The 21356-nt window shown below is 44.6% G+C and carries 14 protein-coding genes; 6 read left to right on the forward strand and 8 right to left on the reverse strand.

The window, feature by feature from the left end:
* Positions 1 to 148: 148 nt before the first annotated feature.
* Together QUA83_RS05030 and QUA83_RS05035 are read right to left on the reverse strand one after the other, a co-directional pair.
* Positions 149 to 1489, reverse strand: coding sequence for an ABC transporter substrate-binding protein (locus tag QUA83_RS05030; protein ID WP_333291932.1), 1341 nt, complete (start codon positions 1487 to 1489; stop codon positions 149 to 151).
* Between the two features lie 66 nt (positions 1490 to 1555).
* On the reverse strand, positions 1556 to 2506 hold the full coding sequence (locus tag QUA83_RS05035; RefSeq protein WP_333291933.1) for an RsmB/NOP family class I SAM-dependent RNA methyltransferase: 951 nt from the start codon (positions 2504 to 2506) through the stop codon (positions 1556 to 1558).
* Between the two features lie 95 nt (positions 2507 to 2601).
* On the opposite strand from QUA83_RS05035, the gene QUA83_RS05040 reads away from it, so the two are divergent.
* Both QUA83_RS05040 and fmt read left to right on the forward strand, forming a co-directional pair.
* The gene (locus tag QUA83_RS05040) at positions 2602 to 2760 is read left to right on the forward strand and encodes a hypothetical protein (RefSeq protein ID WP_333291934.1); all 159 of its coding nucleotides are present in this window, start codon (positions 2602 to 2604) and stop codon (positions 2758 to 2760) included.
* Positions 2761 to 2927: 167 nt separating this feature from the next.
* Positions 2928 to 3941 carry a methionyl-tRNA formyltransferase gene (fmt, locus tag QUA83_RS05045; RefSeq protein ID WP_333291935.1) on the forward strand — a complete coding sequence of 338 codons (1014 nt, stop codon included), beginning with the start codon at positions 2928 to 2930 and terminating at the stop codon, positions 3939 to 3941.
* On the opposite strand, the gene QUA83_RS05050 is transcribed toward fmt, so the two are convergent.
* The 5 genes from QUA83_RS05050 to QUA83_RS05070 all read right to left on the reverse strand — a co-directional run bounded on the left by QUA83_RS05050 (position 3931) and on the right by QUA83_RS05070 (position 9613).
* Positions 3931 to 4809, reverse strand: coding sequence for a DUF4435 domain-containing protein (locus tag QUA83_RS05050; protein ID WP_333291936.1), 879 nt, complete (start codon positions 4807 to 4809; stop codon positions 3931 to 3933). The genes fmt and QUA83_RS05050 overlap by 11 nt on opposite strands.
* Positions 4806 to 6131, reverse strand: a complete 1326-nt coding sequence (locus QUA83_RS05055; protein ID WP_333291937.1) for an AAA family ATPase — start codon at positions 6129 to 6131, stop codon at positions 4806 to 4808. Before QUA83_RS05055 ends, QUA83_RS05050 begins: the two co-directional genes overlap by 4 nt.
* Before the next feature lie 105 nt (positions 6132 to 6236).
* The gene (locus QUA83_RS05060; protein ID WP_333291938.1) at positions 6237 to 7478 is read right to left on the reverse strand and encodes an exonuclease SbcCD subunit D; all 1242 of its coding nucleotides are present in this window, start codon (positions 7476 to 7478) and stop codon (positions 6237 to 6239) included.
* A gap of 192 nt (positions 7479 to 7670) precedes the next feature.
* A complete protein-coding gene (locus QUA83_RS05065) occupies positions 7671 to 8246 on the reverse strand; it encodes a Uma2 family endonuclease (RefSeq protein WP_333291939.1) in 576 nt (191 codons plus the stop codon).
* Between the two features lie 89 nt (positions 8247 to 8335).
* Entirely contained in the window at positions 8336 to 9613 is a 1278-nt protein-coding gene (locus tag QUA83_RS05070; protein ID WP_333291940.1) for an ATP-dependent DNA ligase, read from the reverse strand.
* A 328-nt stretch (positions 9614 to 9941) separates the two neighbouring features.
* Between QUA83_RS05070 and QUA83_RS05075 the strand changes: the two genes are divergently transcribed.
* The 3 genes from QUA83_RS05075 to QUA83_RS05085 all read left to right on the forward strand — a co-directional run bounded on the left by QUA83_RS05075 (position 9942) and on the right by QUA83_RS05085 (position 17672).
* Positions 9942 to 10247, forward strand: a complete 306-nt coding sequence (locus QUA83_RS05075; RefSeq protein WP_333153234.1) for a glutaredoxin family protein — start codon at positions 9942 to 9944, stop codon at positions 10245 to 10247.
* 200 nt (positions 10248 to 10447) lie between these two features.
* Positions 10448 to 11950, forward strand: coding sequence for a UDP-N-acetylmuramoyl-L-alanyl-D-glutamate--2,6-diaminopimelate ligase (locus tag QUA83_RS05080; protein ID WP_333291941.1), 1503 nt, complete (start codon positions 10448 to 10450; stop codon positions 11948 to 11950).
* A gap of 169 nt (positions 11951 to 12119) precedes the next feature.
* The gene (locus QUA83_RS05085; RefSeq protein ID WP_333291942.1) at positions 12120 to 17672 is read left to right on the forward strand and encodes an AAA family ATPase; all 5553 of its coding nucleotides are present in this window, start codon (positions 12120 to 12122) and stop codon (positions 17670 to 17672) included.
* 162 nt (positions 17673 to 17834) lie between these two features.
* Here QUA83_RS05085 and QUA83_RS05090 read toward each other — a convergent pair whose 3' ends face one another.
* The gene (locus QUA83_RS05090) at positions 17835 to 19451 is read right to left on the reverse strand and encodes a HAMP domain-containing sensor histidine kinase (protein WP_333291943.1); all 1617 of its coding nucleotides are present in this window, start codon (positions 19449 to 19451) and stop codon (positions 17835 to 17837) included.
* Between the two features lie 268 nt (positions 19452 to 19719).
* Here QUA83_RS05090 and QUA83_RS05095 point away from each other — a divergent pair, with 268 nt between their 5' ends.
* Positions 19720 to 21126, forward strand: coding sequence for a TldD/PmbA family protein (locus QUA83_RS05095; RefSeq protein WP_333291944.1), 1407 nt, complete (start codon positions 19720 to 19722; stop codon positions 21124 to 21126).
* The last annotated feature ends 230 nt before the right edge of the window (positions 21127 to 21356 follow it).

Raw genomic sequence — 21356 nt, forward strand, 5'->3', positions numbered from 1 at the left:
AAGTTTGGGGCAAGCAACACGGTTTCTGATTAGAAGTGCAGGTTGTAGAAATTTTCACTAGATTTTTAATCAATCAATCGATGCTTCAAGTCTTTCGCTCGAATACAGTGAAAGCGGATAATTTACAGCTAATATTTTTTTTTCTGGTCTATTTCTCTTTGGCTGTTGCAATATCTAAGGTTAGTGTCAAACGCTCTTGAGATTCTTTAAGAGCGTCTTGGGGGTTGCGGCCGAGAAGGGTTGCCTCTATGGCGCGACCGAGGTTTTCTGATAGGCGGGAGTAACCTGATATAATGGGTCGCGCTCTGGCTGAGTTCATTTGTTCTAAAAATACTTGCAAAACAGGGTTTTTTTCCACAAAGCTTTGATAAGCTTGGCTCTGTCTCGATTTTAAGTTAATGGGTAAATAACCTGTTCCCAATGCCCATGCTGTTTGGAATTCTTCACCTATAACGTATTCTAAGAATACTAGGGCTGCTCGCTCTCGTTCTGGCGAAGTTTTCATTAAAAATAGGTTTTCACCCCCTACGACGGCTGCGGGGCGTTTGAGGATCGGTAAAGGCATTGCTGCGTAGTCGATCGCGCTTTGCTGCAACTGTGCTAGCGTCCACGGCCCGGTGATTTGCATGGCGACTTTCCCGGCGATGAAATTGTCGAGTTCGTAGCCTCGTTCGGGTGCTGACAATATTCCTGAACCTTCTTTTAACAAGTCTCTCCACAATTCTAAGGCGGCGTGAGAACCGGGATTATCTATTTGGGGTACAGGACTTTGAGGTATTTCGCCTTTGAGTTCGCCACCTGCGCTGAACATGAATGGCAGCCAGGTAAATACTGTCCATTCTCCTTTGCCTAGGGGGAGCACTATGCCGTGTTGGTCTGTGCGGCCGTCTCCGTTGGTGTCTCGCGTGAGCGATCGGGCTGTTTGCTTTAATTGCGCCCAATTCTGTGGCACTTCTTTGATTCCTGCTGCTGCAAATAAGCTGGGACGGTAAAAGATGGCGACGTTGTTTGTCGCTAGGGGAACTGACCAAGTGTGCCCGCCGAGTTCCATTGACTCGAAGAGTGCCGGGTAGATTTCGGCTTTCCGGGGCGATTTGTCTAGCCAGTTTTCTAAAGGTTCAATGGCGTTGAGTTCTGCTAGTTTTCCTGAAATTGTGGCAGCATTCCACAGCAAATCCGGCGGTGCGTTTCCCACTATTGCTGTTAGTATTTTTGGCAGTTGTTGGTCGGGCTGGCCGATGTAAACTGGTTTGATCTGGATGTTGGGATGTGTTTTGTTGAATTGGTCTGTGAGGGTTTGAAATACGTCGCGATTTGGCGGGGGATTGATGCCATGCCAGAGTGTGAGTTCGATCGGTTCGCCGTTTTTGGATGCGGGTGTTGTGCTGTTTTGACAGCCGCTTAATATTAGCAGATTTAAGGTAAGTAAAATGCCGACAGCGAGTTTGAGTGGTCTTTTAATTGCTTTGGATAATTTGGATAATATCATTTTTTAGTTGGATTCAGGGAAGAAGATTTTTTTTTACCGCAGATGAACGGGGATGGAGGCGGGTAGTTAGAGGTTGGTAAAACGAGCTAAATCTAGAAAATCTGCTGGTAGCTGATTTCTCTCTCCATCCGAGGTGTTTTGAAACAAAACGGTGAAAGCTCCTGCTCCTAGTCTATCTTGCGGCCACATCCGATAGCAAGGAATTTCTGTCAGGTGCGATCGATATTTTTCTAAATGAGGAACAGTGACTGGCCGAAATTCGGGGAATTTGCTTAACAGCCATTCGCTGACTTGTTCATTTTCTGCGGTTGAATAAGTGCAGGTCATGTATGCAAGATAACCTTGGGGCGCTACAATTTTAGCAGAATTGGCTAAAATTCTTTTTTGGCGGTTGGCATTGCTGTTGATGGTGACATGATGAAAGCAGCCTGGTGCTTTGTCTCCTTTTGCTAAGAGTGATTGACCAGTACAAGGAGCATCTACTATTACTAAGTTAGCCGTTTGTGGCATCTTTTCGGCAAGTATTTTTGAATCGACGTTGGCGGCGGCGGATGGGTTAATTTGGCAGCGTCTTAAATTAGAGATCAGCATTCCCATGCGTTTGCCTATGGCTTCATTGCACAACACAAATTCTGGCTTTAAGGTTTTCCACGCAAATATACTTTTTCCTCCGGGGGCGGCGCACATATCTAAGATTAGTTTGATTGGCTGGGGTATTGTTAACAATGTGGAGGCGGCGAAGATTGAGGAAAAGTCGAGACAGTAGTAATGTCCGGCTTGATGTAAAGAATGTTTTCCCGGTTGGGATTCTAAGGCCAGTCTATCTACAAATTCTGGTTGCCAAGCAACTGGAATTTCGAGATTAAATGGGTTTTCTGTAGGTTTTGGTTGCACCCACAAGATAGCAGGATTAAAAGCTTGGGGAGTGGTGACGGCATGAATAAACTTTTCTTGTTCGGCGGTGTCGGCAAATAAGCTGCGGCTGAGTTTAAGCAGGAGATTCGACGGTTTTTCCATGTTCGAGGAGATATGATAAGATTGAGATTAGCAGTGACAAAGGTATATTAGAGGATAATTATTAGTGTAAAACAGTTATAGTTAACTTGGGAAGCATGGATGCAAATGTTGTTGCGTTTATCAAACTCATTGCTTTTGAGCGTTCGAGTCGGGCTGCACCTGAGTATCAATCGAGATTTTTTTTGCCGATCGCACAAGTCGGAACTATTGTCAAAGTGTATAATCTAGGAGCCAACTACTATTGTTTGAGCTGACAAATAAACATTACATGAGTCCGGAAGGTAAAAATACTCATAAAGTCGCTTGTATCATAGCTGCTACGCGCTGAATAGTCTGTATAATATACTAGGGTTTTTTGCCATTACTTACTTGATGACTAATGAGTAATGACTGAGGACTACTTACTAATAACGAAGAATCTATGAAAATTGTTTTTTTTGGCACTCCCGATTTTGCTGTTCCTACTTTATCCAGTTTGCTAAGTCACCAAGAATTTGAGGTTGTGGGTGTGGTGACTCAGCCGGACAAACGCCGGGGAAGAGGCAATCAATTGATGCCTTCACCTGTAAAAGATGTGGCTTTAAATCACAGTCTCCCAGTTTGGCAGCCGCGCCGAATTAAGAAGGATGCGGAAACGCTTGCTAAGTTGCGGGAAGCGGAGGCGGATGTTTTTGTGGTGGTGGCTTACGGCCAAATTCTGTCTCAAGAAATTCTGGATATTCCTAGTTTGGCTTGCGTTAACGTTCACGGTTCAATTTTGCCGAAGTATCGCGGTGCCGCGCCGATTCAGCGCTGTCTTTTTGACGGGGAAAAGACAACAGGAATTACTACTATGCTGATGGATGCTGGGATGGATACTGGGGCGATGCTATTGAAGGCTTTTGCTGGTATTTCACTGTTGGATAATGCTGATTCTTTGGCGGATAGGTTGGCGGAAGTTGGGGCGGATTTGTTGATAGAAACTTTGGTGAAATTGAGGGACGACAAAATTGAAGCTGTTGTTCAAAATGATGCTGAGGCGACTTACGCGCCGATGATTAAGAGTGCGGATTATGTGCTGGATTGGTCGAAAAGTGCGATCGACCTTCACAATCAAGTTAGGGGCTTTTTCCCGGATTGCACAACCAGTTTTCGCGGCAATTCTCTGAAGGTGATAGCTACTGTGCCCGTCGGGCCGGAATATTGGCTGCAAATGCCAGCGGATTTGAGAGTTTTGGAACGCGAATGGCCTGTTTTAGCCCAGTTGTCGGGCGCGAATGGGGAAGTTGTTAAGGTTGTGAAGGGGTTGGGGGCGATCGTCCAAACTGGCGATGGTTTATTATTGTTGCGGGAGGTGCAGTTAGCAGGGAAAAAGGTGCAGTCTGGGGTGGATTTTGCCAATGGAACTCGGTTGGTTGTAGGCGAAGTTTTTGGGAATGCGGGAGTTACAGGTTAGATAGAATCTCGAAGGGTTTATTAGTTTGTTCCCATGTCTGAATAGATATATAAAGTTGGGTCTCTCGGAAATGAGCAGACTCATAGGCAACCCTTAAATATTTTTCTAGTACATTTGGCTCGACTTCCTTAGAGTTGCACGAACCTAATGCTTTGCAAAGTGCGATCGACAAAATAGCAATCATATCGTGACCGCAACAAACGTGCCACATATCTTGACTATCTGTTTTTAAGTTCTCCATATTTGCTCTAATTTCGGGTTCGTCAAGTCCCGGCTTTTGAGAGTGGTTTTTCACAGTTTGAAGCAACTTCGATTCATTTAATATTAATGTGCGATCGTCCACAAATTTCTTAAAAGCTAAATCTTCAAACTTTAAACAATGATCAAACTTCAGCGAAGCCCATCGCAAATAACCGATAATCTTGGCACTTTCCAATAAAGTCTGGCGAATATCTTTACCAAAACTCTTGATTTTGTCTTCCGAACCGTGCTCCAAAAGTACCTTTTCAAGTGCTGGCGACTTCAGCAGCATAGTTTCCAAATCGTGAGTATCTGTAAACAGCAAGTTGGGACTAAGTGGAACAGTTCCTTCTAATATATCAAAATCAGCATCAACAACAGCCAAAACACCAGCAAAGTTACCTTGTTCAAGGATATTTAGCACTTGCACAGCTTTATCTTTATTGTAGGCATTCTCTACACGACACTTTGTGGAGTGTACCAAGTTTGTCCATACCCGCGCATCTGTATCTCCCTCAACAATTAAAAAAGATCCAGTGTATTGAGATTGAGTTCTCAGCAGGCGAATTCTGTTGGCAATGCGATCGGGCTTAAGGTTTTGTGGATCGAGTTTAAGGTTTTGGGTCATTCAACTGGCCCTTTTAATTCCACTGTCAAATTCCAGCTATCGTCAATAATATCTGGAGAATGAGTTGCTAATAAAACATCAAAGTTTGCCAGCTTAATAATTGCTTGCAAATCTTTGAGAAACTCGACTTGCCATGCTATATGCAGCGAAAGTTCGGGTTCGTCAATGAGAACAAGCGAGTTAGCTTGAACTTTGAATAACAACTGGTAAAGCATTACCAGTTCATGCTGTTCTCCAAAAGATAAGTCTGTCGGCGACAAAGGCTTACCATCCGCCGTTGTAAAGGTAAAACCTTTCTCTTTACTGATGCTCATGTTTTTATAGAGAAATCGCTGTTTAATAATTCCTTTGAAAAGTTCTATTTTAGTAGCAAGTTCCTTGAAAACCATGAGTTTTTGTTCTACATCTTCAACATAAACTGACAGAATGTTTTTTGTGACTCCATCAATATTTTGTTCTACTTGGAAATCAGAATTCTCGTCTTTATCTAAAAGACCAGTTTCTCTGAGACGAGAACGCTTTTCCTCAATTTCATTTAATTTGTTGCGAAGTGTTTCCTCTGTTATATCCGAGGGTGCTTTGTTGTTGAAAATTCTCGCAGGAAACGTTCTTTCAAGAGACTGAGACAATGCACCGTATTCAGCTAGTTTTGCTTGAATCTCTTCTACGAGTTCCTGAGAATATATATTAACTGAGGGAATCATTAATGGATGTTTTGTGTCTACCGCTGCTTCAGGAATATTTGAGGGAGTTAACAAGCGCTGAGTTTCTATAAAACGAATATCAATCGAGCTTTTTAGTTCTGATAGCCACTTTGGTTCTTTATTAACTTTTCTTGAGATTAAATGTTTAGTCAAGTCAGTCAGGGCCTTGGCAAGATTTTGAAAGGCGATTGATTCCGAATTTTTAGTTTGTGTTTCTATACCACCTGATGACTGTAGTCTCTCCTCTGTGATATCCAAAGAAACATTTGTTTCTGCCAATGAATCTATTAATAGATTAGGTAAAAATATCTCTGCTTCTGCACCAGGCTTAGAAAAATAAAATGTCAAATCTTTATCTTTTTTATCTTCACTGGTATCAATAGATTTAGTTATTTGCAGATAACTGCCATCATCAAAGTCTATTCTAAATTCTTCAAATGGAATAGTCCGAATTTCTGAGTAACGTGAATTAAAGAATCCATTAATCAGCCTAAGTAATGCTGTTTTACCAAATCCATTCGGACTATGAATAATCGTGATTCTATCTTCCATATTGAGCGAAACCGGATGGTTGAACACTCCAAAAAGTTTAGTGACAAAAATTTTATTGATTCTCATTTTTCCCTCTAGTTATATCAAATCCGTTAGTATTGGAATTATTCATCTCTCTCTTCTCTTCCTCTGTGCTCTGAAGCGTTCTCTGCGTTTAAATCATTCCCATACCTAAAATTCTACCACAACCTCCTCTTTCCCTCCCAACAAACCCTGGGCCGCCTCTAACATACTCTCCGCAACATCTTTCAAATCTTCGCGACTTGCCAGATAAGTTTTCAAAGCTTCTAACGGTTCTATACTATTATTAGCATTCAATTCTGGCAACCGCGGCCTCGCTAGCTGACTGACTAATTCCGGTTGAATTGTGTAGCTGTGCGCTTCGCCCAAAAGTGCGTGTAATTCTGCGTTGTCGATTAAATCCAATTGTTCCGATCGCAATTGGTAAATTAATCTCACAACCGAGTCTTGTATCTCTTTCTTGCCAATAGCTTTAACTAACTCGGATTGCGGATTTTCCGATTCGGAAACATTGACTTTAATCGTCTGAAACACCCGCACTGGCAAAGTGCAAAATTCCCACTCTGCTTTTCCCCGTTCTAAATTAACTAACACAAAACCTTTATCTTCTTTCTCTTCACTAAAGTCAACTCGTTCGATACTTCCGGGATAAATTACGGGCGGATTGTTGGAAGCATTGAGGTTTTGGTGTTTGTGAACGTGGCCGAGAGCAACGTAATCAAAACAAGGGCGAGTTAGCATGGAAACGGGTATGTTAAAACCTTTACCAACTGCTAAAAAACGTTCGGCGCCCAGACTCGCTTTATCTGCCATTAAATGCGCTAAAAGTACGGTTGGTATGTCGGGGTTGAGACGGCGAATTTCGCCTTCCATTGCGATCGTCAGTTTTTCGGTTAATAATTGGTTAACATCGCCCATAGACAGGCTTTCAGTCTCGGAACGTGTCATTAAGGTCGATCGAGTCAACCAAGGCAATGTTACCACCTGTACGGGCCCGCTGCGGGTTTGAATCAGGTGAGTGTCCAGGCGATCGCCTACAATAAACTTAGGTATCCCCAAAGTCCGGTAAATTCCCAAACTCGCGCCGCCTTGTCCCTGAGAATGTTGATCGTGATTTCCTACTAGCAAAACAGTCGGAATTTGCGCCTCCACCAAGCGGCTGAATTGGCGGGCAAAAGCCTCTTTGACAAAGGGTGGAGGCGTCGAATCCGGGAAAGCATCGCCGCCAAATACGACTAAATCTACGGGTTCAGAAATTGCTCTATCCATACATTTACTCAGCGTCGCCGCGAAGTCTTCCAGCCGCGTATTTAAACCTGTTTCGGGATTAATCCGGCCGTGGGAAAAGCCGCTACCCATGTGAATGTCTGAAAGGTGTAAGATTTTAATCATTGTTTTTTTCTTGGTAACTTATCATTTCGGTTCGTAGTAACAAGTTCAGTATTGAGCGGTTTGTAATTAGGACTTTCGTCCTGATTTAGCTTGTGAATAAAAACTAAACTATTTACTACTACGAACTTGGTTTAAGATTCTTGGCCAGCTAGATACGAGACAAATTTACTACTAAAAATCTGGTTTCATACATCACAGTACCATGCCTGGTACTTTTTGATAAACTTGTGCGATCGGGCAGCGAAAATCTATACTCGTTAACTCTAACTCCTCTCCTTGTCGGTAAGTCTGAGAAACCCAATTTCCCTCAGCGTTGACGCGAAAACACTCGATTTTAATCTCAGATTGAGTGATGAGTACGTATTCTTGCAAACTCGGAGAAGTTTGGTAATCGGCAAATTTATCGCCTCTGTCGAAAGCTGCCGTTGAGGGCGACAATACTTCAACAACTAAAGATGGATATAAAATAAAATCTTCAGTAGTTAAGGTATCCCTTTCGTCGCAAGTCACCGCTACATCAGGATAGTAATAGCAATTTGCCTCTTCCAGTCTGACTTTTATATCTGATGGTAAAACGATGCAGTTGGTGTCATCAAGATGATTTCCCAGCCGCCTTACTAAGTTACTCGCAATAATGATATGGGGCTTTTTTGCCCCTGTCATTGCATAAACGTGTCCGCGTCTGTACTCATGTTTGATCGGGCTTACTCGCTCGCCTTCTAGGTACTCTTCTGGAGAAATGTAGAAATTGTTTTTGCTGATAACCATTGATTTTTACTCCGATGATTTTATCTGATACTATGTGTTTGAACTCACATATTCGGGGAAGGAAACGGCACTGCCGTTTCCCTACAAATTTAACAAAACTCCAGAAATCGTGCGTGCCATAATTTGCCACTTTCCGTCAAACCCTGCGATCGCACTTTAATTTTGACACTTTTGGGGTTAGCCTCGTAGAGTCGGGCAATTTCCTGCATTTCCTCCCCGCTAAACCCGGTTCCCACGGTTCCTACTGGGACTAATTTGCCATCAATTTCTTGCGCTACTTTGACGGCACTAAACGGCCGGCCAGCAACTTTTGTCGCCGTCAAACCCACAATAAATAAATCGTGTTCTTGACAGTATTTAGTTCTCACCATCGAATATTTTTTAACATCTTTTCCGCCGACATATTGGCAGTTGTGTAATACCCAAACTTCGCCTTCTTTATTTTCAGATTCCTGCTGATTTGCCAGGGCGAGTTTTTCGGCGGTGGTGCGAAATGTCGGTACAACTTCAAAGGCTGGGGATATATTTTCCAGAATTTCGCCAACTTCAACTCCCGCTGCAATTCGTTCGGATTCAGCCACGGTAGTTAAATCATTGCCTTTGAAAAACAAACTTTTAAAAATGGCATAAATTGCGCTGGGCTGGATTGTCGGAAAACCGCTTTCAATATTAACTGTAGCAGCTTGCGCCCCCGTGCGGTGTTCGCTGCCCGTACAGCTTTTGTAATACAGTTCGCCGTCTAAAATAAAGATGCCAATTTTAGTGGCTATGTCGATTAATGTGCGATCGATCTCAATCGATGCCTGTTGCCGCAGGTTAGTCGATCGCGATTGGTAGTATACTTTATCGGGCGTCGCGATGACAACTACTCGATTGCCGTCGCGCTTTGGCTGTCCCCAATAATCAGGATTTTCGATGTAATAAGAACGTTCACTGGGCGCGTCTACTGGCTGCATGGTGACAATCCTTCCCGGTTGCAAATGCGGTGGTAATTCGGGAACAATCGGATTGTAAACAGTCTCTATTGTGGCAGCGTTAGTTGATTTTGCAGCAGGAGCAAGATTGGTGCTAGATTTGTTTGGAGGATTCACGGCGATCGGCTTTTCTCCGGTTTCCAATTCAAACGCTCTTTTCCAAAAACCGATCGCCATTTCGGGGTATCCTTCCGACTCCGCGCACAGTGCAAAACCAATAACTTTTGCCGTACCAATTCCGCGCCCGTAATCAGCTAAATACTGCACTGCCCCTGCTTCTCCCATCAAGTGCAATCCTCGCGTCACGATGCGATTGTTCCAGCGTTCTCGAATGTCGGCGCTAATTTTTTTAGCTGCTTTTCGCTTGGCTTCTGCGTATTCGGTGCAGTCCATACTGCCTCCTTTATGTAGGGCTATTTATATACTATACTAAAGATTGATTTATTAGTCAAGGTTGAGTTTACAATTAGGTTATGTGAATAAATTTAACTCTTTCATTTGTGAACTAGATTTATTTTTTAACCGCAGAGGCGCAGAGGGCACAGAGGAAGAGAAGAAAGAGATAGTCAAGCGCGGTAATCTGTTGGCTGCCAATGCTAAGATAACTTCGATCGCGCATTGCGACCAATAAAGCCGTGAGTTGTGTCTTACTCGCGTTGGGTTCGCCAACTGGCGATCGCGCGTTTGAGAATTTAAGATCGAGTTTAATCTTACTGTTATGATGCGATTGATTTTGTACAGCAAACCCGGATGCCACTTGTGCGAAGGGTTACAAGAAAAACTCGAACAGATTGAAAGCCTGAAGTTTCAACTCGAAGTCAGAGATATTACCGAACGCGATGACTGGTTTCAAGCTTATCAGTACGAAGTTCCAGTTTTGTTTAAAGTGCAGCCCCAGCCAATAAATTCTGCTGGCGAGGCTGCATTCTCCCCTGAAGAAGTGTTACCCCGTCCTTCTCCCCGCTGTAGTGTCGCCCAATTGGAGCAAATGTTACAGAAATATTTGCAAATTGATCGGTCACAATAATACGATTCACCCAAAAACTCAGGTTTTAATCCTGACTTCGGGGTGCTCGGTGTGCAGCTTACTCTAGGCCGATAGATTTTACAGCGCGCATATAAAAACCCCTAGGGTTTGCACCGCGCACAGCAAAAACCTGTAGATAGTGGCTCAAACAATGTGTTCCGCCAGTCATATTCAAGACATCCAAGTGAGGAGTTTTTCAGATGAAATTGAGAGAATTATTAGCAGCAGTTCCCAGCATTTCCTTTGATGCCAAACATCCCGCCCTCGATGCCGAAGTCAAGGGTTTATCCACTAATTCCCACGCTTGTCAGGCGGGGGATTTGTTTTTGGGAATGCCGGGAACTCGGGTTGATGGGGGAGATTTTTGGCAAAGTGCGATCGAATCTGGTGCAGTTGCTGCCATAATTTCCACCCAAGCAGCCGAGAAGACACCTTCCGAAGACGGGGGTAGTTGCGTCATCGCAGCAGCGGATATGGCTCAAGTTTGCGGTCAAATAGCAACTGCTTTTTACGGCAATCCAGCTAGCAAATTAAAACTTGTCGGCGTTACCGGGACTAATGGCAAAACTACAACCACTCATTTAATCGAATTTTTGCTCAATGAAACGCAGTTGCCGACGGCAATTTTCGGTACGCTTTACACTCGCTGGCCGGGCTTCCAACAAACTGCACTTTACACCACACCTTTTGCAGTTGACCTACAAAAACAATTAGCAGAAGCTGTAGCAGCCGGATGCAAACATGGCGTGATGGAAGTCAGTTCCCACGCTTTAGCGCAGCAGCGAGTTTTGGGGTGTAGTTTTGAAGTTGCTGTGTTTACAAATTTGACTCAAGACCATCTCGATTATCACCGCGATATGGAAGATTATTTTGAGGCAAAATCGCTTTTATTTGGTTCTGATTACCTCAAGAAGCGCGCTATAATTAATATTGACGATCCCTACGGGCAGCGGATAGTTGAAACCCTCAAATCTGACCTTGTTTGGAGTTACAGCACAGTTCTGAAAACGGCAGATTTGTATGCTTTTGATTTGGAGTATCAGCCCAATGGAGTTAAGGGAATGCTGCACACTCCGAAGGGTGAAACAGCTTTTTCTTTGCCTTTAGTCGGTCAGTTCAATTTATCAAATATGTTGGCTGCTGTTGGTGCTGTTTTAGAATTGGGTTTAGATTTGTCCGCAATTGTGGAGAAATTATCTCAGTTTTCGGGAGTTCCGGGACGGATGGAACGGGTGCAAATTAGTCCCGACCAAGATATTAGCGTTATTGTGGATTACGCGCACACTCCAGACAGTTTGGAGAACTTGTTGAAGGCGTCGCGGCCGTTTATTCCGGGTCAGATGATTTGCGTGTTTGGCTGCGGTGGCGATCGCGATCGCACTAAGCGGCCGATCATGGGTAAAATCGTTGCACAATTAGCCGATTTAGCGGTTGTTACTTCCGACAATCCGCGCACTGAAAATCCCGATCGCATTTTGGAGGATGTTTTAGCAGGAATTCCCGCCACAGTAAAGCCGATCGTGATGTGCGATCGAGCCGCTGCAATTCGCACTGCTATTATGGATGCTAAACCGGGAGATGGCGTGCTGATTGCAGGGAAAGGACACGAAGATTATCAAATTTTGGGCACCGAAAAAGTCCATTTTGACGATCGAGAACAAGCGCGAGATGCCTTAAAAGCCAGAATGAATTCAGTTAAATGAATTCGGTTAACTGTTAACGGTTAACCGAATTCGGTTAACTGTTAACGGTTAGCTGTTCGCGGGCTGCGAAATTTGTTATATTTTTAAGTATTAATACGAAGCTAGAATCTGATTTGCACTAGATTATAATAGTAAAACAAAATATTTTAACAGCAAAATAATTATTGTTATGATAGAACTAACTGGCTATCAAATTCTCGCTCGAATTTATTCAGGCACTCGCACCCTAGTTTATCGCGGAACGCGCCTCTCGGACCAAAAACCGGTCGCCATCAAAGTCTTGCGAAACGAGTATCCCAGCTTCAGCGAACTCTTGCATTTTCGCAATCAATACACGATCGCCAAAAACCTAAATTTGCCCGGAATCATCCAAACCTACAGCTTGGAACCCTACCGCAACGGCTATGCGCTGATTGTGGAAGACTTCGGGGGAATTTCTCTGAAGGAATGGACGGGGAAAGGAAAAACCGTGCAATCTCTGGTTGATTTTTTCCAAATTGCGATCGACCTAAGCAATACATTAGATATACTTTACCGCCACCGCATCATTCACAAAGACATTAAACCCGCCAATATTTTAATAAATCCTGAGACTAAACAAGTCAAACTCATTGACTTTAGTATTGCATCTTTGCTGCCGCGAGAAACTCAAACACTGATGAGTCCCAACGTAATTGAAGGAACACTCAGCTATCTATCTCCCGAACAAACAGGAAGAATGAATCGCGGCCTTGACTACCGCACAGACTTTTATTCATTAGGTGTAACCTTTTATGAATTGCTGACAGGAAAATTGCCATTTCAATCTACAGATCCAATGGAATTGATCCACTGCCATATTGCCCAGCACCCACCATCTGTACGTGAAATTAATCCTGAAATACCCCTTGTTCTCTCGGAGATGGTCAGCAAATTAATGGCAAAAAATGCCGAATGTCGCTATCAGAGTGCATTAGGACTGAAAGCAGATTTAAAAACTTGTTGGCAACAACTCAATGAGACAGGTAAAATAGAGAGTTTTGCCATTGGGCGACGAGATTTTTGCGATCGCTTTATCATACCTGAAAAACTCTACGGTCGAGCAACCGAAGTTGCTGCATTATTAGCAGCATTCGATCGAGTAGCAAACCCCTCTAAATCTCGTTCTACAGAAGAGCCTGCAACCGAGAAGCAAGAGGTAAAAGAAGACCTCGCCTTGATTAATGAGGACTGGCGTGACTCGAACTTATCCCGCAGCGAAATGATGCTAGTAGCCGGATTTTCCGGCATTGGGAAAACCGCTGTAGTCAACGAAATTCACAAACCCATAGTTCGGCAACGCGGTTATTTTATCAAAGGCAAATACGACCAATTTCAACGTAACATTCCCTTTAGTGCTTTTGTGCAAGCCTTCCGAGATTTAATGGAGCAATTACTCTCAGAAAGCGACGCTCAGCTAGAACGATGGCAAAGGAAAATTATCAATGCTCTTGGCGAAAACGGTCAAGTTATTGTAGAAGTAATTCCCGAACTGGAACGAATTATTGGGAAACAACAGCCTGTCTCTGAACTTTCGGGAAGTGCCGCCGAAAATCGTTTCAATTTACTATTTCAAAAATTTATCTCTATTTTTGCCACAAAAGAACATCCCTTAGTGATTTTTTTGGATGATTTGCAATGGTCAGATTCAGCATCTCTGAAGCTTTTGCAAGTCTTGATGAGTGAAAAAGATAGTCAGAATTTGCTGGTAATTGGGGCATATCGAGATAACGAAGTATCTCCGGCTCATCCATTTATGTTGGCAGTAGCAGAGATGGAAAAATCCCAAGTAACGGTAAATACTATTACCTTGGAACCTCTGAGTAAAGCCGATATTAACGATCTGATAGCAGATACGCTCTCGTGCGAGATCCTTCTTGCTCAGCCATTAACCGAGTTAGTTTATCAAAAAACCAAAGGCAATCCATTTTTTGCCACGCAATTTCTCAGGGCGCTACAGGAAGATGGGCTGATTGTGTTTGATCCCACCCCCCTTACCGAGGGGGGAGAGGAAGCGGTAACATCCCCCCTTATCAGGGGAGAACACAGGGGGGTAACAGGGGGGTGGCAGTGCGATATCGCCAAAGTCAAAGCCCTAACTATCACAGATGATGTAGTGGAGTTTATGGCGGTGCAATTGCAGAAGTTGCCGCCAGAAACTCAGGATGTGCTGAAGTTGGCTGCGTGCATTGGAGCGCAGTTTGATTTGAATACATTGGCGGTAGTTAGCGAGAAGTCGCCGGAAGAAACTGCTGCGGATTTATGGAAATCCTTGCAAGAAGGATTCATCTTACCAACCAGTGAAATTTACAAGTTTTATATAGGAAAAGAAGAGCGGAGAACCAGCCCCGCATTGCCCACAACAGCCGCTCAATTACCTCACTACAAGTTTCTCCACGATCGGGTTCAGCAAGCTGCTTATTCATTAATTCCTGATGACCAAAAGCAAGCCACCCATCTCAAAATAGGACAGTTACTTCTGCCGAATTTCTCTGAAGTTGAAAGAGGAGAAGAAGTGTTCGATATTATTAATCATTTTATCATTGGCTCGGAGCTAATAACCCAGCAAGAAGAACGCACCAAGCTCGCTAAGATTAGCCTTTTTGCAGGGCAGAGAGCCAAACTATCAACGGCTTATGAATCGGCGACAAAGTATCTCGCTTTTGGTTTAAGTTTCCTACCCAGGAACAAATGGAAATCGGTCTATGAATTAACATTTACGATGTATTTAGAAAGCGTCGAGTCTGAATTTTTGGCAGGTAGTTTTGAGAAAGCAGAAAAGTTGATAAAAATTGCCTTTAGTTCTGCCAAGTTTAGTCTAGATCGAACCAAAATTATTGCTATTCAGCTCACTCATTATCAAAATAAGGCTTTGTATCAAAAGGCGATTCAGGTAGGAATAGAAGGGCTGAAACTGTTAGGCTTAGAACTAGCGATTATGCCAAGTGAAGCAGAGTTAGAAGGGATGGCTCTGGAAGTTAAAAAAACCTTAAATCAGCGCGCAGTTGCAGGACTAATCGACGCACAACTCATTGTCGATGAAGAACGCCAGATGCTGATCAAACTACTAATGAACATGGTGCCGCCAACTTACCTAATTAATCAGGAGTTGTTAGTGTTGGTTGTGTTACACATGACCAATCTCTGTTTGCAATACGGGAATACCAATGTGGCGGGTTTTGTTTATGTTTGGTATGGAACAATTCTCTGCCAACGCTTTCAAGACTATGAATTGGGCTATGAGTTTGGACTTTTAGGGTTAAAGGTGAATGAAAAATTTCATAACACCAGCCTGAATGGCAAAATTTATATGTCCTTCGGCAACTTTATCAACCATTGGCGCAAGCACGTCAGTTCCAATCTTGTTCTGCAACAAGCTGCTTATCAGGGGGCAATGGAGGTAGGGGATTTTTCTTGGTGTCATCACAGTGCTCTGTTCAGTTTCTGGCAGCAGGCGATCGTATCAAGCGATATTCACAGTTTGCTGGCTCGACATGAAAAGTACATCAGCTTTGCGGAACGAACGGAGATTACGACAGCCTTTGCCCTAATTCTTCAGTGCAAGCTCCTAGAGAATTTGCAAGGGCTAACGATAGGGAAGTATAGCCTTAGCTCTGAAACATTTGATGAAGAGTCGGCGCTAGCAACGTTCAATGAAATTGGCTATGGCTATGGCAGTAGCACTTACTATTTCGCTAAAGCCTTTTTGTTTTTCACCTATGGTGAGTATGCTAAAGCTTATGAAATGTTAGTAGCGGCGGCAGAGTTTTCTAATACACTTTTTGGACAGTTTCAACGTATTTTACATTGTTTTTATCAGTCCTTGAGTGTATTGCAACTTAATGGGAGAGGGCCGGAAAAACCACCAAAAGATTATCAAGAAGTTGTTCAGAAGAATCGCGAACAACTTCAAATTTGGGCAGAGAACTGTCCTGAAAACTGTTTGTCTAAATTTCTGCTTTTAGAGGCGGAGATGGCTCGTGTTGCTGAACAAAAATGGCAGGCTGCTGAGTTGTACGATCGCGCCATTCAACTCGCTAAAGAAAACCAATTCCTCAACGAAGAAGCCCTCGCCCACGAACTGGCCGCTAAATTCTACCTCGGTTGGGGGAAAGAAAAAGTCGCTGCAGGCTATATGCAGGAAGCCTACTATTGTTACGCCCGCTGGGGAGCAAAAGCCAAAACCGATGACCTAGAAAAACGTTATCCCGATCTGCTGCGCCCCATCTTACAACAGTCCGCCCAACCCCTCACTATTTTAGAAACCCTATCCACCCTCACCAATCCCACCTACTCAATTCATTCGAGCACCCACCACACTACCTCAAGCACCTCCATTAACCAGGCTCTAGATTTTTCGACTCTGCTGCAAATCTCCCAAATGATCTCCAGCACGATCGACCTGGATGAGTTGCTGCAAATTCTGAGTCAAACCATGCTACAAAACTCTGGAGCCGATCGCTGTGCACTGATGCTGTGCCAAGATCAACAATGGCAAGTGCGGGCGATAGCTACCTGGGAAAACATTAGCCTGCAAACGGAACCCCTAGAGAACAATCCCACCGTTCCCGTTAAATTAATCCAGTATGTCAAAAACACCCTAGCAGCAGTTGCCATCGATCACCTCAAAACTGATCTGCCTGTGATTGACGATTATTTAGAGCACCACCAACCAGAGAGTTTGCTGGGTTTGCCAATTCTAAATCAGGGGAATTTGGTCGGCATTTTGTATCTAGAAAATCGGATAACCAGTGGAGTGTTTAGTCGCGATCGCCTGCTAGTGCTGAATTTTCTCTCTAGTCAAGCGGCGATCGCTCTGGAGAATGCCCGTCTCTATCACCAAGTGCACCAGACCTTGAATGAACTTCAGCAAACTCAGATGCAAATGATCCAAAGTGAAAAGATGTCAGCATTAGGTAATCTAGTGGCGGGGGTTGCCCATGAAATCAATAACCCCGTTGGTTTCATTGCCGGGAACATTAATGAAGCTCATGCTGGAGTCCAAGACTTAATTGATTATTTGCGCCTCTATCAAGAAAAATTTCCGCCATCCGAAGCAGAATTGATTAAGAAAGCAGAGGCAATAGATTTAGATTATTTAGTAGAAGATTTACCCAAAATGTTGAGTTCCATGAAAATAGGATGCGAGCGCATCAAAAGCATCAGCACCTCCCTCCGCACTTTCTCTCGCGCCGATACGGCCCATAAAGTTGAGGCTAATATCCACGAAGGTCTCAATAGCACTTTGATGATTTTACGCCATCGCCTGAAAGCGAACGACAAGCATCCTGAAATTAAAGTCATTAAAGACTACGGCAATATTCCCAAAGTAAAATGTTATTTGGGACAATTAAACCAGGTATTTATGAATTTGTTAGCAAATGCGATCGATGCCTTAGAAGAATCGAATCAAGGACGAAGTTTTGCCGAAATTAAAGCCCATCCCAATCAGATAACTATTCGGACAAAAGTAGAAAGTGAAAAGGTAAAAATTTCCATCGCCGATAACGGAAAAGGAATGTCGGAAGAGGTGAAAAATCGTATCTTTGACCATCTATTTACCACTAAAGATGTGGGCAAAGGAACTGGGTTAGGACTAGCGATCGCGCGTCAAATTGTAGAAGAAAAACACGGCGGCAAACTGAGTTGTTTTTCTACACCGGGAGAAGGAACCGAGTTTGTTATTGAGATTTTAATTGACTAAAGATTAGTTGTCCGTTGTTAGTTGTCGGTTGTTGAGCGATATTATTAATCTCTCTCTCCTCTTCCTCTGCGTTCTCTGCGTCCTCTGTGGTTAAATCATTCCGATGCAACCGGAATTGATGTAACAACCGACAACTGACAACCAACTACGGACAACTGACTACTATTGCAGCGGCAAAAATACCGTCATCACCTCGCCCTTTTGGGGTCGCTGGCGAATTACCAACTTCCCGCCAGCAGCCCGAAATAAATTCTTAGTCACGCTCAAATTTAAACTCAAACTTCCCGTCTCCGGCTGCACCATCAACAAAGGCCCGATCGATCGCAAAGGAGCATTCGCCTTAGCTGCAAAAGTCGATGCGACATTACCTTCAGGTAAGTGTTCCGATTCCAACTGCAACTTTAACTGATCGCCCGCCAATGTCACCTCCACCTGAATGCGGCTCCCGGAAGGCAAAGTTCGAGTAAAATTCTCAATCAAATTAGTTAAAACCTGATCCAGCATCGTCGGATCGCTGACTACCGCAGGCAACTTTTTCGGCACAATAACTTCCAAAGTGTGGTTTCGCACAGCAGCCTGTTTTTGCCAGCGGGGAATGCTATTTTGTAACACTTCACCGAGGGACATTGCTGTTAGCTGCACGCCAGAATTTTTAGCTTGCGACATTTCCAATTCCACGGCGCGGAAAATTAAACCGAAGCGATCGATCTGAGTGGTACACTCAGCATCAATCATTTCCAAACGCTTGACCACCACCGGATCGAGTTTGGGACGTTTCAGCAACAATCGAGTCAGCGTGCGGATAGTAGCCAAAGGAGTGCGGACTTCGTGGGCGATCGCCTGTAGCAATTCCACCTCTTTAGTAGCCAGAGGAATTGGAGATTTGCAGTTGATATCTGTAGGCGATAACTTTTGATGTCTATGGTTCAAACCATCATCACTTCTTTCATCTTTTATCCTGCCTGCTTCATCTTTCCCAACCGGCAAATTATGCAACAGCAAGCGGCTGAACTGCATCACTGTTTGATAATTTGGCTCCACAGGCAAAAACTGCTGGAACAGCGCGTCTAATTTAGTAGAATTATTAGTTAGTTGGCTAACTGGTAAATTGAAGCTACCGTCAGAATTGGCAAGCAAACATTCGCTTTCAGTCACCCTGCGCCGCAAAACCTCCCAAGCTTTGGCGACTACTTGCGGATCGAAAGAAAATAGAAAAGCCGGAATTCCTGCAGAATTTTCACCCAAAACCATCACCAGGCTAAAACTAGCAGTTAAAACCAAACAAAACTGCTCGTTCGCTAGGGGATCGCCACTTGCCAAAGCCAAAGCCGGGGCCGCCGCAGGCACTGATGTTTGCACATCAGCCGCCGGCATTAAAGCTAAAGTTTGTCTAGCCCGAAAAGACCACAAAGCTGCATCGTTGTCGGGAATACTGGTAAAAATCCAATTGGCAAAGCCGTTGGCCAAAGCGGGGTGAGTCAAAACCGAAGACGGGCCCGACAACACCAATCCCTGACAGGAATTGGAGATTGTCGATCGACAATTTGCTCGATCGGCATCTGTTTTCTGTCCTGCTTTTTGCCGATCGAGCATTTGATTCAAAGCTGCGATCGCCCCGTACCATTCCTGTTCAGCTTTCAGCCGAGAAGCCCCACGGCTTGCAGGACACCGATGGCGGTTGTTTCCTCCCGCCAACTTAGCATCAAAGAGACTCAGGTCATTTTCTTGGCCTTCGGAGGCTAAAATTTCGCTTATTGTCGGTAAAAAGTAAGTATTCACTGTTATAAACCCACCTTCGGAGGCATGAAGGGTGAAGTATTTATGTATAGGAAAGTTCAGGAGTTAGGAGTCAAGCACCAGCACGATCGAAAAACCCCGCATAATTTCTTGCGCCTTCCTCCTAACTCACAGGATATCCACATTTGTTAACTAACGATATTGGCAGAACCGTACCAATAAGTCGCAATCTCCGCGCTTGGGGCGATATTTTGGACGATCGCCCTGACAAAAGTGCAAAATGAAGTAAGTTAAACACCGCGCTTTCCTTATGCCCACCTCGATCGCCGACTCGAAAAATCTGCTGTCAGACTTAATGGCACGCTACCGCAACCAAGTCGATTATCTGGCAATTCGACTGGAAGAAGCCGAAGGCACCGACATCCTGCTGCGGGGCGAAAAAATTGAAACCCTCAGCGAAGGAGTCTCAATTGGCGGCCAAGTCAGAGCTTGTCACAAAGGCGGCTGGGGCTTTGCCAGTTTTAACCGACTTTCCACCCTCGCCGAAAGAATCGAAGAAGCCATCGCCGCGGCAAAACTGATCGGCGAAGAAGAAACGATCCTGGCGCCTGTCACCCCAGTACAAGACATTTGCTTGCTGCCGCTGACAGGAACAGACCCCCGTCTGGTTCCCCTAATTGACAAAAAGCAATTGTGCGATCGCTACGCGGCCATTCTCCGCAGCATTGACCCGCGCATCGCCACAATCTCCGTGCGCTACGGCGACAGCACCCAGCGGATCATCCTCGCCACCTCCGAAGGCACCATGCTCGAACAAGGTTGGGCAGACATGGAAATGCGCTTTGCCGCCACAGCCCGCAGCGGGGAAACCGTACAAACTGGCCGCGAAACCACTGGTTCCCGTAAAGCCTACGAAGATTTAACCGATCTTGATGTTCAAGTTCGCAGCGCCGCCCAGCGAGCCGTAGATTCCCTAGCGTTACCCCCTGTCCAAGGCAACACTTACACCGTCGTCATCGACCCAATTTTGACCGGATTATTCGTCCACGAAGCCTTCGGACACCTTTCCGAAGCCGACATGGCCTACGAAAATCCCGACATTTTGGAAATTATGACCCTCGGCCGCCAGTTCGGCCCAGAAAACTTGCAAATTTTCGACGGTGCATCGCCAGAGGGACACCGGGGCAGCTATTTCTACGACGACGAAGGCACTCCCGCGACTACTACTCAGTTAATTAAAGACGGCGCTTTAGTCGGGCGACTGCACTCGCGGGAAACTGCGGGCAAGTTGGGAGAAACGCCTACTGGCAATGCTCGCTGTTTGAATTATCATTATCCGCCGATCGTCCGTATGACGAATACTTGGATCGAACGCGGTGACACGCCGGTGGCTGACTTATTTTCTGGGATCAAAGAAGGGGTTTATGCGCGCAATTGGCAAGGCGGCATGACTAACGGCGAAATGTTTACTTTCAGTGCCGGCGAAGCTTGGATGATCCGCGACGGAAAACTAGACAATCCGGTGCGGGATGTTACTCTTTCGGGTAATGTTTTCAGCACTTTAGCTGATATTGAGGCGATCGGCGACGATTTCTACTGGGATGAATCCGGCGGCTGTGGCAAGGCAGGACAAAGCGGTTTGCCCGTGGGCTGCGGCGGCCCCAGTTTGCGGATTCGCGATGTCGTTGTTGGTGGCGAAGCTGCGGAAGAAAATTAAAGCTGCAAAAGTTGAAAAAAAAAGGTAAAGCGCCAGATTCCTACTCGCGCTTTACCTTTCTTTATTTTTTGAGTGCAACATTTACCGCCCGTTGGTGGTGTCTGATATCTTGAGGACGCTTGGCCAAAAAACCGGAATAGCGAACAATTATGCTTTGAGTCGTCAAATACCGCTGAAAAATCGGTTTTTTTGCTACGCAGTACGTAAGTCCGCAATTAATGGCTCGAAAT

The sequence above is a fragment of the Microcoleus sp. K1-B1 genome (assembly GCF_036704705.1).
Taxonomy (GTDB): domain Bacteria; phylum Cyanobacteriota; class Cyanobacteriia; order Cyanobacteriales; family Microcoleaceae; genus Microcoleus.

Bases quoted from the DNA above. Each gene is read 5' to 3' on its own strand.
- QUA83_RS05055 (WP_333291937.1), bottom strand. From the start codon at position 6,131: ATGAGAATCAATAAAATTTTTGTCACTAAACTTTTTGGAGTGTTCAAC.
- QUA83_RS05070 (WP_333291940.1), bottom strand. From the start codon at position 9,613: ATGGACTGCACCGAATACGCAGAAGCCAAGCGAAAAGCAGCTAAAAAA.
- QUA83_RS05075 (WP_333153234.1), top strand. From the start codon at position 9,942: ATGCGATTGATTTTGTACAGCAAACCCGGATGCCACTTGTGCGAAGGG.
- QUA83_RS05030 (WP_333291932.1), bottom strand. From the start codon at position 1,489: ATGATATTATCCAAATTATCCAAAGCAATTAAAAGACCACTCAAACTC.
- QUA83_RS05035 (WP_333291933.1), bottom strand. From the start codon at position 2,506: ATGGAAAAACCGTCGAATCTCCTGCTTAAACTCAGCCGCAGCTTATTT.
- QUA83_RS05095 (WP_333291944.1), top strand. From the start codon at position 19,720: ATGCCCACCTCGATCGCCGACTCGAAAAATCTGCTGTCAGACTTAATG.
- QUA83_RS05060 (WP_333291938.1), bottom strand. From the start codon at position 7,478: ATGATTAAAATCTTACACCTTTCAGACATTCACATGGGTAGCGGCTTT.
- QUA83_RS05080 (WP_333291941.1), top strand. From the start codon at position 10,448: ATGAAATTGAGAGAATTATTAGCAGCAGTTCCCAGCATTTCCTTTGAT.
- QUA83_RS05040 (WP_333291934.1), top strand. From the start codon at position 2,602: ATGGATGCAAATGTTGTTGCGTTTATCAAACTCATTGCTTTTGAGCGT.
- QUA83_RS05050 (WP_333291936.1), bottom strand. From the start codon at position 4,809: ATGACCCAAAACCTTAAACTCGATCCACAAAACCTTAAGCCCGATCGC.
- QUA83_RS05085 (WP_333291942.1), top strand. From the start codon at position 12,120: ATGATAGAACTAACTGGCTATCAAATTCTCGCTCGAATTTATTCAGGC.
- QUA83_RS05065 (WP_333291939.1), bottom strand. From the start codon at position 8,246: ATGGTTATCAGCAAAAACAATTTCTACATTTCTCCAGAAGAGTACCTA.
- fmt (WP_333291935.1), top strand. From the start codon at position 2,928: ATGAAAATTGTTTTTTTTGGCACTCCCGATTTTGCTGTTCCTACTTTA.